The sequence below is a fragment of the Streptomyces sp. ALI-76-A genome (assembly GCF_030287445.1).
GTDB lineage: Bacteria > Actinomycetota > Actinomycetes > Streptomycetales > Streptomycetaceae > Streptomyces.
On record NZ_JASVWB010000004.1, the window covers coordinates 126,825 to 141,343 of the forward strand.

The 14,519-nt window shown below is 73.5% G+C and carries 13 protein-coding genes and 2 pseudogenes; 10 read left to right on the forward strand and 5 right to left on the reverse strand.

Going from position 1 to position 14,519, the window contains the following annotated elements:
* Nucleotides 1–25 precede the first annotated feature (25 nt).
* The 7 genes and pseudogenes from QQS16_RS37145 to QQS16_RS37175 all read left to right on the forward strand — a co-directional run bounded on the left by QQS16_RS37145 (nt 26) and on the right by QQS16_RS37175 (nt 8,060).
* Entirely contained in the window at nt 26–763 is a 738-nt protein-coding gene (locus tag QQS16_RS37145; RefSeq protein WP_286066941.1) for an HAD family hydrolase, read from the forward strand.
* Nucleotides 763–3,117 carry a glycoside hydrolase family 65 protein gene (locus tag QQS16_RS37150; RefSeq protein WP_286068099.1) on the forward strand — a complete coding sequence of 785 codons (2,355 nt, stop codon included), beginning with the start codon at nt 763–765 and terminating at the stop codon, nt 3,115–3,117. Before QQS16_RS37145 ends, QQS16_RS37150 begins: the two co-directional genes overlap by 1 nt.
* A 274-nt stretch (nt 3,118–3,391) precedes the next feature.
* Nucleotides 3,392–4,879, forward strand: a complete 1,488-nt coding sequence (locus QQS16_RS37155) for a hypothetical protein (protein WP_286066942.1) — start codon at nt 3,392–3,394, stop codon at nt 4,877–4,879.
* A 4-nt stretch (nt 4,880–4,883) separates the two neighbouring features.
* Nucleotides 4,884–5,825, forward strand: a complete 942-nt coding sequence (locus QQS16_RS37160) for a lysylphosphatidylglycerol synthase transmembrane domain-containing protein (protein WP_286066943.1) — start codon at nt 4,884–4,886, stop codon at nt 5,823–5,825.
* A gap of 73 nt (nt 5,826–5,898) precedes the next feature.
* Nucleotides 5,899–6,753: a proteasome subunit beta gene (gene prcB, locus QQS16_RS37165; RefSeq protein ID WP_286066944.1), complete on the forward strand. Its 855-nt coding sequence runs from the start codon at nt 5,899–5,901 to the stop codon at nt 6,751–6,753.
* 386 nt (nt 6,754–7,139) lie between these two features.
* A pseudogene (locus QQS16_RS37170) lies at nt 7,140–7,301 on the forward strand (DUF6355 family natural product biosynthesis protein); the annotation flags it as partial.
* Between the two features lie 240 nt (nt 7,302–7,541).
* Nucleotides 7,542–8,060 carry a DUF5709 domain-containing protein gene (locus QQS16_RS37175; RefSeq protein WP_286066945.1) on the forward strand — a complete coding sequence of 173 codons (519 nt, stop codon included), beginning with the start codon at nt 7,542–7,544 and terminating at the stop codon, nt 8,058–8,060.
* Between the two features lie 10 nt (nt 8,061–8,070).
* Here the strand turns inward: QQS16_RS37175 and sthA are convergent, their stop codons facing one another.
* From sthA to QQS16_RS37195, 4 genes and pseudogenes are all read right to left on the reverse strand, one after another.
* Complete coding sequence (gene sthA, locus QQS16_RS37180) at nt 8,071–9,474, reverse strand: Si-specific NAD(P)(+) transhydrogenase (RefSeq protein ID WP_286066946.1); 1,404 nt, start codon at nt 9,472–9,474, stop codon at nt 8,071–8,073.
* A gap of 168 nt (nt 9,475–9,642) precedes the next feature.
* A complete protein-coding gene (locus tag QQS16_RS37185) occupies nt 9,643–9,849 on the reverse strand; it encodes a hypothetical protein (protein WP_286066947.1) in 207 nt (68 codons plus the stop codon).
* 309 nt (nt 9,850–10,158) lie between these two features.
* Nucleotides 10,159–10,404, reverse strand: a pseudogene (locus QQS16_RS37190) (serine/threonine-protein phosphatase); the annotation flags it as partial.
* 58 nt (nt 10,405–10,462) lie between these two features.
* Entirely contained in the window at nt 10,463–10,618 is a 156-nt protein-coding gene (locus QQS16_RS37195) for a hypothetical protein (protein ID WP_286068175.1), read from the reverse strand.
* 228 nt (nt 10,619–10,846) lie between these two features.
* Here QQS16_RS37195 and QQS16_RS37200 point away from each other — a divergent pair, with 228 nt between their 5' ends.
* On the forward strand, nt 10,847–11,743 hold the full coding sequence (locus QQS16_RS37200; protein ID WP_286066948.1) for a GNAT family N-acetyltransferase: 897 nt from the start codon (nt 10,847–10,849) through the stop codon (nt 11,741–11,743).
* A gap of 164 nt (nt 11,744–11,907) precedes the next feature.
* The gene (locus QQS16_RS37205; RefSeq protein ID WP_286066949.1) at nt 11,908–12,201 is read left to right on the forward strand and encodes a hypothetical protein; all 294 of its coding nucleotides are present in this window, start codon (nt 11,908–11,910) and stop codon (nt 12,199–12,201) included.
* 80 nt (nt 12,202–12,281) lie between these two features.
* Here the strand turns inward: QQS16_RS37205 and QQS16_RS37210 are convergent, their stop codons facing one another.
* Nucleotides 12,282–13,163, reverse strand: a complete 882-nt coding sequence (locus tag QQS16_RS37210; protein WP_286066950.1) for a Gfo/Idh/MocA family protein — start codon at nt 13,161–13,163, stop codon at nt 12,282–12,284.
* A 338-nt stretch (nt 13,164–13,501) separates the two neighbouring features.
* Here QQS16_RS37210 and bdeA point away from each other — a divergent pair, with 338 nt between their 5' ends.
* Nucleotides 13,502–14,446, forward strand: a complete 945-nt coding sequence (bdeA, locus tag QQS16_RS37215; protein ID WP_502963952.1) for a bis(hydroxyethyl) terephthalate hydrolase — start codon at nt 13,502–13,504, stop codon at nt 14,444–14,446.
* Nucleotides 14,447–14,519: the final 73 nt, after the last annotated feature.

The window sequence follows — 14,519 nt, forward strand, 5'->3', positions numbered from 1 at the left end:
CGCCTCGTGGGGAACCGTGTCCTGTATGACGCAGCTCGGTCTTCCCGCAGACATCCAGGCCTGCCTCTTCGACCTCGACGGTGTGGTCACCAGGACGGCCGTCGTGCACGCGGCCGCCTGGAAGGAGATGTTCGACGCGTTCCTGCGGGAACGCGAGGGCGAGCACTTCCGGCCGTTCACCGACGCCGACTACGACGAGTACGTCGACGGCCGCCCCCGCGCCGACGGCGTCCGCACCTTCCTCGCCTCCCGCGGCATCGAGCTGCCCGAGGGCACACCGGGCGACCCACCCGACGCGCCGACGGTCCACGGTCTGGGCAACCGCAAGAACGACCTGGTCCTGGAGAAGATCCGCACCGACGGGGTCGAGGCCTACGACGGCACCCTGCGCTACCTCGCCGCGGTCCGCGCCAAGGGCCTGCGCACCGCGATCGTCTCCTCCAGCGCCAACTGCCGTGACGTGCTGCGCGCGGTGGGTGCCGAGGACCTCTTCGACGTACGGATCGACGGGGTGGTGGCCGCCGAGCGGCAACTGCCGGGCAAGCCGCGCCCCGACACCTTCCTGGCCGCCGCGAAGGACCTGGGTGTCGACGCCGCCCGCTGCGCCGTCTTCGAGGACGCCCTGGCCGGCATGGACGCGGGCCGCTCCGGACACTTCGGCCACGTCGTCGGCGTCGACCGGGTCGGACAGACCGACGCGCTGTACGCGCACGGCGCGGACGTGGTCGTGAAGGACCTCGCCGAACTGGGAGGCCCGGCGTGATGATCGCCCACCGGTCCTACACCGTCGAACCCTGGGCGGTGCGCGAGACCGATCTCAACCTCGACGTGCTCGCGCAGAGCGAGTCGGTGTTCGCCCTGTCCAACGGCCATGTCGGCTGGCGCGGCAACCTCGACGAGGGGGAACCGCACGGCCTGCCCGGCTCCTACCTCAACGGCGTGTACGAACTGCACCCGCTGCCGTACGCCGAGGCGGGCTACGGCTATCCGGAGTCCGGCCAGACCGTCATCAACGTCACCAACGGCAAGGTGCTCCGACTGCTGGTCGACGACGAGCCGTTCGACCTGCGCTACGGCCGTCTCGTCGCCCACGAACGCTGCCTGGACCTGCGCCGGGGCGTGCTGGAGCGCACCTGCGAGTGGATCTCGCCGGCCGGCTCCCGGGTGCGGGTGCGCTCGACGCGGCTGGTCTCCCTGACCCAGCGGGCGATCGCGGCCGTGGCGTACGAGGTCGAGCCCGTCGACAGCCGCACCCGCGTGGTGATCCAGTCGGAACTCGTCGCCAACGAGAGCCTGCCCGAGCCGAACGGCGACCCGCGCGCCGCCCAGGGGCTGAAGTCGCCGCTGGCACCGGAGGAGGACTTCGCCTCCGGTGCCCGGCTGCGCCTGGTGCACCGCACCCGCCGCAGCGGCTTCCGGGTGGCGGTGGCCGCCGACCACGTGATCGACGGGCCGGAGCGGACCACGACCGGCAGCGAGAGCAACGTGGACGTGTCCCGGCTGACCGTCACCTCCGTCCTGGAACCAGGACAGCGGCTGCGCGTCGAGAAGTTCGTCGCCCACGGCTGGTCCGGCGCCCGCTCACGTCCCGCGATGAGCGACCAGGTCGAGGCCGCGCTGGCGGCGGCGGCGCACAGCGGCTGGCAGGGCCTGCTGGACGAACAGCGGGCGTACCTCGACGACTTCTGGGACCGCGCCGACGTCGAGGTCGACGGCGACGAGGAGATCCAGCAGGCCGTCCGCTTCGCCCTCTTCCACGTCCTGCAGGCCGGCGCCCGGGCCGAGCAACGAGCCATCCCCGCCAAGGGGTTGACCGGCTCCGGCTACGACGGCCACGCCTTCTGGGACACCGAGGCCTTCGTCCTGCCCCTGCTCACCTACACCGCCCCCGACTCCGTCGCCGAGGCGCTGCGCTGGCGGCAGAACACCCTGCCCGCCGCCCGGGAACGCGCCCGCCAACTCGGCCTGAACGGCGCCGCGTTCCCCTGGCGGACCATCGAGGGCTCGGAGGGGTCCGCGTACTGGCCCGCCGGCACGGCCGCCTTCCACGTGAACGCCGCCATAGCGGACGCCGTGGTGCGCTACACGACGGCGACCGGCGACACCGCCTTCGAACGGGACACCGGCGTGGAACTGCTGGTGGAGACCGCCCGTCTGTGGCGTTCGCTCGGCCACCACGACCACCACGGCGTCTTCCACATCGACGGCGTCACCGGCCCCGACGAGTACAGCGCGATCGCCGACGACAACACGTACACCAACCTCATGGCCCGGGCGAACCTGCTGGCCGCCGCCGAGGCCTGCGAGCGCCACGCCGAACAGGCCGTCCGTCTCGGCGTCGACGAGGAGGAGAGCGCCTCCTGGCGCGACGCCGCCGAGGCCGTGCACATCCCCTACAACCGCGAACTCGGCGTGCACGAGCAGCACGCCGGCTTCACCCGCCACCAGCGCTGGGACTTCGACGGCACCCGCCCCGACCAGTACCCGCTGCTGCTGCACTTCCCCTACTTCGACCTGTACCGCAAACAGGTCGTCAAGCAGGCGGACCTGGTGCTGGCGATGTACATGTGCAGCGGCTGGTTCGAGGAGTTCCACGACGAGGAGCAGATCGCCCGCAACTTCGCCTACTACGAGCCGCTGACCGTACGGGACTCCTCGCTCTCGGCGTGCTGCCAGGCTGTCGTCGCCGCCCAGGCCGGGCATCTCGACCTCGCCTACGACTACACGGCCGAGGCGGCGCTGATGGACCTCGCCGACCTGGAGCACAACACCCGCGACGGGCTGCACATCGCGTCCCTCGCCGGCACCTGGACGGCCCTGGTCGCGGGGTTCGGCGGCCTGCGCCGGGACGGCGGCTCACTGCGGTTCGCGCCCCGCCTGCCCGAGCGGTTCAGCCGTCTCGCCTTCACCCTCCAGATCCTCGGCCGGCGCCTGCGCGTGGAGATCGGCCCGGACAAGGCCACGTACACCCTGATGTCGGGCGATCCCCTGCGGATCCGGCACCACGGCACCGTCCTGACCGTGAACGGCGACGGCCCCGTCGTCCGGGAGATCCCGCGGCACACGCCCCGCCCGGCACCGCGGCAACCCCCGCACCGCGTTCCCAACGCCCGCTGACCGGACGGGAGGCCGGGCGGTGCGGCGGTGCGGCACGCCCTGCCCGCCGCCCCGCCGCGTTCCTGGCCGGCCCGGCCAGGGCCTCGCACGTCCCGGTGCCCGCCTGACCTGAGACGACTGCGCCGAGATGTCCGGCACCTGGCCGAATACCAGCCTGCGCATCTGCCCGTGGCGGGTTAATTTGAGCCTGTTTTTCCGTGTGTGCGATCTCGCTCCGGCGCGCCCGGCTGCGGGACTGAGACGCCCTACGACACGTAGGGGTGAGGGGTGGACGATGGCGCAGGGCACGCACGCCATGCTCGTCGGTATGCGACGGCGCGAACCGGCGAGCGTGCCCGGCGCCTCGGGCCGGGCACGCGGCGCGTGGCCGCTCGCGGTCCTCGCCGGCGCCTTCACCCTCGCCCAGCTGGTCCTCGTCCGTCCCGGCATGGGCCTCGGCTGGGACGAGACGGTGTACGTCAGCCAGGTCGGCACCCAGGCCCCGGCGGCCTTCTTCAGCGCGCCGCGCGCCCGGGGCGTCTCCCTGCTGGTGGCGCCGATCGCGTCCTGGTCGACCTCCACCGAACTGCTGCGCGTCCACCTCGCCCTGCTCTCCGGCCTCGGCCTGTACCTGGCCCTGCGGGTGTGGCGCGGACTGTTCCCGACCCGCGTCCTGACCCTGGCCGGCGCCTTCTTCGCCACTCTGTGGGTGACGCTCTACTACGGCCCGCAGGCCATGCCCAACTACTGGGTCGCCCTCGGCGCCCTGATCACCGTCGGCTGCTTCCTGCGGGTCCGCGCCGACCGCCTGGACCGAGCCGCCCTGTACGGCATCGCGGCGGGCGCCGCGCTCATGGCGTTGATGCGGCCCACCGACGCCGTGTGGGTCACGCTGCCGCTGCTCGTCCTGACGGCGGCGACCCGCCGGTGGCGGCCCGCGCTCGCGCTGCTCGGCGGACTCGTCGCGGGCGCGGCGGAGTGGGTGATCGAGGCGTACGTCAGCTACGGCGGCCTGGCACAGCGGCTGTCGGACGCCTCCGAGGTCCAGGGCGGACTCGGCTGGCACTTCGCCGTCGACGACCAGATGCGCGGCCTGATCGGACGGACCCTGTGCCGCCCGTGCACCGGACCGATGCCCCACCCGGCGGTGATGGTCTGGTGGTTCGTCCTCCCGCTGCTGGCCGTTCTCGGCCTGCTGGTCGCGGTGCGGGCCCGGCGCACCGCGCGGACCCTGCTGCCGCTGGCCTGCGCCACGACGGCCGCCGTGCCCTACCTGTTCCTGATCGGCTACGCGGCTCCCCGCTTCCTCCAGCCCGCGTACGCCCTCCTCGCGATCCCCGTCGCCGACGCCCTGCTCCACCTCGTCCGCGCCCCGGACGGCCGGTGGCGCCCGGTGGCGGCGGCCCTGGTCGCCTTCGGCCTTGCGGCGCATCTGGCGGTGCAGTACGCGGTCCTGGACCGCACCGTCGACCGCACCACCGCCGACCGCCGCGACTGGGACCGCACCGCCGCCCGGCTGCACCGCCTGGGCGTGCGTCCGCCCTGCCTGCTCGCCGGACACGAGGCCATTCCCGTCGCCTACTACACCGGCTGTTCCTCGGCGGCGACCCGCGGCAACAACGCCAACAGCAGCGCGGCGGACATCCGGCGCACCGCCGACCGGATCCCCACCGCCGCCCTCACCCGGCCCGGCGGCCCGCCACCCGGGTACGCCCGCGGCTGGGACACCCACCGCTCCGCCGGCATGGACCTCCACATCGCGCCGGCGCCGGCCGGTGACTGACCGCGTGACGACCGAGCGGGTCGCCGTCGCACCCACCCGGAAACGCGCCTACGGGCACACCGCCCTGTCCCTCGCCGTCCTGGTGGCCGCCGTCTGCCTGGCCCGGCGCCACTGGCCCGTGCTGGAGTCCGGCGCCCTGCGGCTGGCCGTCGCCGACCAGGGCTGGCTGCTCTTCGGCGCGGCCGCGACCGGGGCGACCTGGCTGTGCGCGGCGCTCGCCCAGCAGGGCGCCGTCCCGCGGCGGCTACCCCCGGGACGCCTCGTGGCCGCCCAGTTCGCGGCCTCCGCCGCCAACCACGTGCTGCCCGCCGGGCTCGGCGCGGGCCTGGTGAACCTGCGCTTCCTCATGCGCTGCGGCCTGCCGGCCGGGCGCGCGGTGACCGCCGTCGCGGTCAGGAGCACGGCCGGCGGGATCGTGCGGGTCGTCCTGATCGCCGTACTCGCCACCGCCTGCCCGGGCGTGCTGCGGATCCCGGACGGCTGGGCCGCGGGCGTGGCCGTCCTGGGGGCCGCCGGGTGCGCGCTCGTCCTGCTGGGCGGCCGGCGGTGGCCCCGGTGCCGGCAGGCGCTGGCCTCCGTGGCGGCGGACATCAGGGCCGTCCACGCGCGACCGCACCGGGCGGCGGCCCTGTGGGGCGGCTCGCTGGCGTTCGCCCTGCTGCACGCGCTCGTGCTGATCGCGGTCGCCCAGGCCGTCGCGCTGCCCCTGGCTCCGGGCCTGGTGGCGCTGCTGTACCTCGGCGCCAGCAGTGCCGCCGCGCTGCTGCCCACCCCGGGCGGCCTCGGCTCCCTCGACGCCGCGCTCGGCCTCGCCCTGGCCGCCGCCGGGGCGCCGGCCGCGGCGGCAGCCTCCGCCGTGCTCGGCTACCGGCTCCTGACCGTGTGGATCCCGCTGGTGCCGGGGCTGCTGGTGCTCGGGATCCTCGTGCGCCGCGAGGCGCTGTGACCGGCCGGCGTTTCGGGCGTGCCGGCATCTGGTAGGAGTCCGGTGGCCGGACCGTGGGCGAGGGGGGAAGGGCATGACGTGGAACCAGCACGGCGGACGTCTGGGGGAGGAGTTCTTCACCGCGGGGACGTCCTCGTTCACCGCGTTCCTGGCCGCGCACCGCCCGGAGCTGCTGAGCACCCGCCGGGTCCTGCCGGACGGCGTGGTGGCCGCGCCCGGCCAGGTGCCGCACGGCACGACCGTGCTGGCCCTCACCTACCGCGACGGCGTGCTGATCGCGGGCGACCGCAGGGCCACCATGGGCAACCTCATCGCCCAGCGCGACCTGGAGAAGGTGCATCCCGCCGACGACCACACGGCCGTCGCCTTCGCCGGCACCGTCGGCCTCGCGGTCGACATGGTGAAGCTGTACCAGGTCGAGCTGACGCACTTCGAGAAGATCGAGGGCGTCGCGATGAGCCTCGACGGCAAGGCGCGCCGCCTGGCCGGCATGATCCGCGAGAACCTCGGCCAGGCCATGCAGGGCCTCGCCGTCGTCCCGCTCCTCATCGGCTACGACCCCTCCGCCCCCGAGGGGGGACGGGGCCGCATCTTCAGCTTCGATGTCGCCGGGGGGCTCTACGAGAAGCGGCACTTCCACGCCGAGGGCTCCGGGTCGCCGTACGCCCGGGGCTCCTTGAAGAAGCTGTTCCACGAGGGCATGGACCGCCGCGGCGCCGCCCTGGCCGCGCTCCAGGCGCTGTACGACGCGGCGGACGACGACTCCGCGACCGGCGGCCCGGACATCGGCCGCCGGATCTTCCCGATCGTCTCGGTCATCACCGAGGACGGGTTCGAGCGGCTGCCCGAGCCGGAGACGGAGGCGCTCAGCCGCGAGGTGGTCGAGCGGCGCCTCGACAGGCCGGACGGACCGACCGCGACACCGTGACCAGGGCCGTGACGTGCGGCTTTCCCCATTCGTGGGGAAGACCTGCCACGGGCTTTTACTGCCCATGGCTTGCAGCTGCCGAAGGAGAGCGAAAGGCTGCTTCACGCGGCCGTCCGCACGAAAGAGACACCCTCCTCCCATGACGGCCGCCCCTGACTCCACTCCGCCCCTCCTCCCCGCCACCGCCCCCGAGAGGGGCTCGGCCCGGCACCGCGTCCGTGGCGGCTCCATGACGCGGCAGGAGTGGATCAGGGTGGGCGGAAGGGCGGCCGTGCTCGTGGCCCCGCGCTCGGCCGGCCGGTTCCCGCTCCTCGCACTCTTCGAGGCGCCCCGCGAGGAGAAACGCGGAAAGATCATCCCAGTGGCCCAGCGGCAGAACGATTCGCGACGCCTTCTACCAGCACTGCACCTCCGACGGCTCACGGGTGGTCATCAAGGTGGAGGTCGCCTGGGCGGCCGACTACGAGCGCTGTGTCCCGCCCGGCACGTCCTGGCTGGGCGCCGCCAGCAAGATCGACGGCGCCCACTACGTCGGCCGCACCTGCTGACGGACCCCGGTCGTGCTCCGTACCACCGGTCCGCCCCGGACGGTACGGAGCACTCCCGTCCGCGCTCCTCCCGCGCCCGGGAACGCGGCCCGCACTCCCCGCGCCCCGTCGCGGTGAGACCGAACTCATCGGCTCCCGGATCACTTCCGCCCCACGTTCGGGGTTGGGCGGCGCATTGCGGGAAACGCGTTCAGGACACCGGAGAGACACCGGTCGACGCAGTGAACGAGGGAGGAGCCCATGGGCACGCAGCCGATGGCCGACGACGCGTACCAGCCCACCGGAACCAACGAGGAGCAGGAGGACGCGGCGCCGCTCGACCTCCAGGACGCGCTCGACGAACGGACCTACGACGACACCCTCGACGAGGGCTACTCCCCGCCGGAGAAGCCGCTCGGCGTCACCAAGCACGGGACCACGGCCGCCGAGCAGCACGACGGGGAGACCCTCGACCAGCGCCTGGCCCAGGAGGTGCCCGAGGACACCGAGCCGATCGGCGACCAGGTCGGCGACCTCCCTGGCGGTGAGGGCGAACCGGTCGACCCGGAGGCGGGCACCGAGCGCGCGGGCCGGCTCGTCGCCCCGGACGAGGGTGCTCACACCGACACCGTCAAGGAGGAGGTCGCCCGCGACGTGGGCATCGACGCGGGCGCCGCCGGGGCCGAGGAGGCCGCCATGCACGTCATCGAGGACGAGACCGAACTCCCCGACGACGGCAGTGCGAGCGGCGGGTACCTGGACGGGGACGACAGGACGTGAGGCGGGACGCTCAGTCCCCGATGCGGTCGATCAGCCGGAGCTTGTTGGTGGCGTCCAGCGCGGCGACCTTGTACGACTCCGCCAGCGTGGGGTAGTTGAACACCGCGTCGACCAGGTAGTCGACGGTGCCACCGCAGCCCATCACCGACTGTCCGATGTGGATGAGCTCGGTGGCACCGGTGCCGAAACAGTGCACCCCGAGCAGCGTGCGGTCCTCCGGCGAGACCAGCAGCTTCAGCATGCCGTGCGAGTCGCCCATGATCTGGCCGCGGGCCAGCTCCCGGTAGCGGGAGACGCCGACCTCGAACGGCACCCGGTCCTCGGTGAGCTGGTCCTCGGTGCGGCCCACGAAGCTGATCTCGGGGATGGTGTAGATGCCGATCGGCTGGAGGTGGTGCATCCGGGGCACCGCCTCCCCGCACGCGTGGTACGCCGCCGCGCGGCCCTGCTCCATCGAGGTCGCCGCCAGCGCCGGAAACCCGATGACGTCACCGACGGCGTAGATGTGCGGCACCTCGGTGCGGTAGTGCTCGTCCACGGTGATCCGGCCCCGGGCGTCCGCCGACAGACCCGCCTTGTCCAGGTCGAGGTCGTCGGTGAGGCCCTGGCGGCCCGCCGAGTACATCACCGCGTCGGCGGGGATCTTCTTGCCGCTCTCCAGGATGGTGAGCGTGCCCCGGGGATGGCGCTCCACCGCGGCCACCGTCTCGCCGAAACGGAACGTCACCGCCAGGTCCCGCAGATGGTACTTGAGCGACTCGATCACCTCGACGTCACACATGTCGAGCATCCCGGCCCGCTTCTCGACCACGGTGACCTTGCTGCCGAGCGCGGCGAACATCGACGCGTACTCCATGCCGATGACACCCGCGCCGACGATGACCATGGAACGGGGCACCCGCTCCACGGCCAGCACGTTGTCCGAGTCCATGATCGTCCGCCCGTCGAACTCGACGCTGTCCGGCCGGGCGGGGCGGGTGCCGGTGGCGATGACGACGTGCTCGGCGCTGATCAGCCGTTCGTGGTCGGTCACCTCGCGGACGGCGAGGGTGTGGTCGTCGACGAAGCGGGCGGTGCCGGCGTACAGGGCGATGTGGTTGCGGGAGAGCTGGCTGCGGATGACGTCGACCTCGCGGCTGACCACGTGCTGGGTGCGGGCGGTCAGGTCGGCGACGGTGATGTCCTCCTTCAGCCGGTAGCTCTGTCCGTACAGGTCACGCTGGGTGAGGCCGGTGAGGTACAGCACCGCCTCGCGCAGCGTCTTGGAGGGGATGGTGCCGGTGTGGATGGAGACCCCGCCGACCATGTCGGGGCGGTCGACGACGGCGACCCGGCGGCCCAGCTTGGCCGCGGCGATGGCGGCCTTCTGGCCACCGGGGCCGGATCCGATGACGAGCATGTCGAAGTCTGGCACCCGAGGAGTCTGTCAGTCCCGGTGCCCGCTTCGAAAGGGCGGACGGACAAACGGCGTTCGCGCCCGCGGGGCCACGGGCAGGGCGGCGCGGGACCGTACCCCGACGGGCCGTGGTCCTCGCGGCCCGCGGCACCCCGGTGCCGCCCGGCACCCTGCCGGAGCGGCCCGCTACGGCAGCAGCTTGTCCAGCGCGGCCGGGCCCTCCGCCTCCAGCTTGCGCCTGGCCCATTCCAGGGTGCGCGGGGTGAGGTCCTTGCCGGAGGCGAGCACCAGGTCCTCGGGGGACACGTCCGTGCCGGTACGGGTGTGCAGCAGGGCGTCCGGGGTCGTGCGCTCCTCGGACCGGTCTGACGCGTCGGGCTGTGACGTCGGCATGATGTCTGCTCCTCGGATCCGGATCGTTCCTCGGTCCCGGTTTCCCTCACCGGGCCCGCTATCACCATTCATCGCCCGGACGCACCCTGCATCCCGAGCGACACCACGGCACCTCCCGCCGGGGGTGCCCGCCGGCCCCGTCGGGGAGCGCGGACGACCGTCACGGGGACGGGATCCTCGGCTCCAGGACGAGCATCGTCACGTCGTCCTGCAAGGTCGTGCCGTGCCGGACGAGGTCCGCCCAGACCTGCCGCACGAGCGTGGCCGGTTCCCCGTCGGCGAAGCCCGGCAGCCGCTCGGCCAGGGGAAGGTCAGCAGATCGGTGCTGCCGGGATCGTCCAGCCGGAACGCGGGGACGTGCAGCACGGCCAGCGCGAGCCCGCCGAGCACCGCGGTCCCGGCGGGCCCGTACGACAGCACGGCCAGCGGCGGGATCGCGCCCAGCACGAAACCGATGTCGAGCGGACGCGGGCTGATCAGGGTCGCCGCGCACACCCCCGCCAGCAGGGCGGCCGGCAGCACCCGCACCCAGCCCGGCGGGGGCGCGCCCCGCAGCCAGCCCCGCCGGTCCCGCTCGGGGCGCGACCACCCGCCGCGCGCTCTGCTCACACCCCTACGCTGCTACGACCGGCCGCGCACCGCATGCCGGGCCGCGCGCCCCGGGCCGCTCCCGCCAGAACGGCGTGAACGCCAGCCGCGTCCCCGTGGGCGCCGTGTCCTGGATGTACCAGGAGTGGTCGGCCACGTCGTCGAAGGCGAAGCCGTACACCCGGCCACTCCGGCCACTCCGGCCACTCCGGCCACTCCGGCCTCGAGGGCCACTTGAAGGATCACTCGAAGGGCCAGTGAGCGGTGTACTGTGAGGCGTCACGCCCGAGACCGACGGAAGGAGGCGAGTGCCGTGCAGTTCACCCTCACCCAGCGCTCCCTTTCCGTTGCCCCGGCGTGCTTCGTCTGACCGGGAGCGCTCACCGCGGTACGCATCCCGGAGGAATCCATGACCGATCTGGTCATCCGCGCGCTCGACGAGCGCGACGCACCACTCTTCGACACCCTGCCGGACCCGCTGGACGCCCGTGCGGGACACCGGCTCACCCGGCACCGCCCCGACTGGAAGCGGGTGGCCCTGCGCGACGGCGAGGTCGTGGCACGCGGCGCCTGGTGGGGCGGCCCCGACGACACCGAACCCCTCAACATCAACTGGTTCGACGTGGCCCAGGGCGAGGAGGAGGCGGGCGCCGAACTCCTGCGCACCGCGCCCTGGCAGGTCGAACTCGAGATGAACCTGCCCCCGGGCTGGCGCGCGGACCCGGCCCTGCGCGCCGCCGCCGAGACCCGTTTCACCGCCGTCCGCGAGGCCGGATACGACCTCCTGGTGGAGCGTTTCCTGTACCGCTGGACCCCGGCGTGCGGGTTGCCCGAACGGCCCGGCCGCCTGGTGTTCCGTGCCGAACCGGACGACGAGGTGTTCCGCGACGCGCTGCGCCGCATCCACTCCGTCACCCTGGACGCCCACGCCCTGAAGGCCATCAAGGAGGGCGGACTCGACCGCGCCGCCCAGGAGGAACTCGACTTCTTCCACTGGTGCCCGTCACCGCGTGAGTGGTGGCAGGTCGCGCACACCCCGCAGGGCGACCCGGTCGGCATCCACATCCCCGCGCACAACCCGTCGGGCCCCTGCGTCGGCTTCATCGGTGTCCTGCCCGACCAGCGGGGCCGCGGCTACGCCTACGACCTGCTGGCGGAGTGCACCCACTTCCTGGCGGAACGGGGCGCGGAGTTCGTCTCCGCCGCCACCGACCAGGGCAACTTCCCCATGGCCCGGAACTTCGCCAAGGCCGGCTATCCCGTCGTACGGGAACGCCTGAACTTCGACCTCACGCGCACGGGTTGAGACATGCGGCCGGCCGGGACACGCGGCCTGCACTGACGGGCTGTCCGTACTGACGGACCGTCGGCGCCGACAGGCGTTCGGCACTGACAGGCGGTCGGGTCCGTCTGTCAGTGCCGGGTGGGAGGCTGATCCACGGTGGGACCGGCGGCGGGGGCGGAGGCGGCATGGGGTTCGACGGTGAGGTCTGGCAGGTGCGCGGCGGTGACGGACCGATCGGGGAGATCGTCGTCGACGACATGGACTTCCCCTGGCTGGCGGGCCGGTTCACGGCCGGCCCCGGATTCGGCGCCGTGGCGGGCCCGTTCGCCCGGGAACTCGACTTGATCGCGGCAGACGACGAGGACCACCGCACGCGGTGGGAGGCGGTCCACGACGAGATCCGCCGCCGTGTGACGCTGTCCTCGCCGGACGGCCCGGTTCCCGGGTTCCTGCTGCGCATCGGGGACGGCCGGGCCTGATTCCGGTGGAGCAGCGAGCCGTTCGGCGAGGACAGGGCCGCGGGATGAGCGCGTGGCACCGTGATCGGGGCCGCCCCGCGTCAGGCGTCGTTCAGTAGCGCTTCCGCCGTGGCCAGGATCTCGGTGACCCGAAGAGCGAACGCCGCGTCGCACGGGTGCGGGCGGCCCGTGCGGGCGGCGTCGACCAGGGCGTCCGCGGCCCGGGTGAGCGCGGGCAGGACGCCCTCGGAACTCTCCGGGAGCAGCGTCACCCCCGCCTCGCCCCGCAGTTCGACAGCGGCTCCCGCCGCCGCGGGCGGCGCCGTGAGACTCAGCGTCAGCGTGCTCGACGCCCCGCCGGCATGGTGCAGCACCAGATGCGCGGTGTCCCCGGGGCCGGCCGCCGCGGCCGCCACCCGGCGGACGTCACCGAGGACCGGCAGCAGCACGGACAGGGCGTGCGGCCCGACGTCCCACAGGGCTCCCTTCTCGCGCCGCCACGGCGAGTCGGCGAACGGGCTGTCGCTCGTGAACACCGAGCCCAGCCACTGCGCCCGCGCGGTGAACCAGCCCGCCACGCCCGCCTGTTGGGTGATCCACGTCTCGGTCTCGGCCAGGAAACGGGTGGTGAAGAAGACGACCGAGGCGACCCCGGCCTGCCGGACGGCGTCGACCACGGCCCGCCCGTCCTCGGCCGTCGCGGCGAGCGGCTTGTCCAGCAGCAGATGACGGCCCGCCCGCGCGGCCCGCACCGCCAGCTCGGCCTGCACCTGCGGAGGCAGGGCGACGGCCACGGCGTCCACGTCGGCCAACAGCGCGTCCACATCGTCGTAGGCCCGCGTGCCGTGCAGGTCCGCCAGCTCCTTGGCCGCGTCGGGGCGGCGGCCCCACACGCCGACGAAGTCGAGCCCCGGGTGTTCGCTCAGGGCCGGGGCGTGGGCCATCCGGGCCCAGGGGCCGGTGCCGAGCAGTCCGATGCGCATGCTGCCGCCTTTCCACGCCGTACGACCTGGTGAGGACCGGTGGCGGCGGGCCGCCGGTCCCGTGTCCAGGGGAGCGTTTCACATGGGCGGGGCGGTTGGGCAGGGGGCCCGGGGACGGGGTGGGGGCGGCCCCGTGGGTCGGCGGATCGGGTCGGCGGATCGGGTCGGCGGATCGGTCGGCGGTGTCGAGACCGGTGACATTGCCGGTCCGCGACGCCTGGACGCCCCTCGACAGTGGCAGCGCCACAAGTCGGCGGTGCCCGGCGGCACGGTGCGCGGTGATCCTCCGTGCGCGGTGCCCGGCGGGCGGCCCGCCACGACAGAGAGGACGACTCGTCGTGCAGCAACACCTGCGGAACGGCACTGCCCCTCGGACCCCCCGCCCGGCCGCGCACGGCCGCGGCCGACGCGGGGCCAACCGGTTCGCCGTCGCCCTGGCGGCGCTCGCCGCGACCGTCGGGCTCGGCACCCTCGGCACACCCGGGGCCCACGCGGCGGACAACCCCTACGAGCGCGGCCCGGCACCCACCAACGCCTCCATCGAGGCGCAGCGCGGCCCCTACGCGGTCTCGCAGACGACCGTCTCCCAGCTCGCCGTCAGCAGCTTCGGCGGCGGCACCATCTACTACCCCACGAGCACCAGCGACGGAACCTTCGGCGCCGTCGCCGTCTCACCCGGCTACACCGGCACGCAGTCCACCATCTCCTGGCTGGGCCCGCGCCTGGCGTCCCAGGGCTTCGTCGTCTTCACCATCGACACCCTGAGCACCCTCGACCAGCCGGACTCGCGGGCGCGGCAGCTGCTCGCCGCCCTCGACTACCTGACCCAGAGCAGCTCGGTCAGAGGCCGGGTCGACAGCAGCCGGCTCGGCGTGATGGGCCACTCCATGGGCGGCGGCGGCAGCCTCGAGGCCGCCAGGACCCGTCCCTCCCTCCAGGCGGCGATCCCGCTGACTCCCTGGCACCTCGACAAGACCTGGCCCGAACTCAGGACACCCACCCTCATCGTCGGAGCCGACGGCGACAGCGTCGCGTCCGTCAGCTCCCACGCCGAGCCCTTCTACGGCAGCCTGCCCTCGTCCCTCGACCGCGCCTACCTGGAACTGAACAACGCCAACCACTTCGCACCGATCTCGTCGAACACGACGATCGCGAAGTACAGCGTTTCCTGGCTGAAGCGGTTCATCGACAACGACACCCGCTACGAGCAGTTCCTGTGCCCGCTCCCGCGGCCGAGCACGGCCATCGAGGAGTACCGCGGCAACTGCCCGCACACCTCCTGACGCCACTGCCGGCGCTGTGCCGGTGCATCGGTGCCCACCCCGGGCGCTGGGCACCGGCACACGCCGTCGGCAC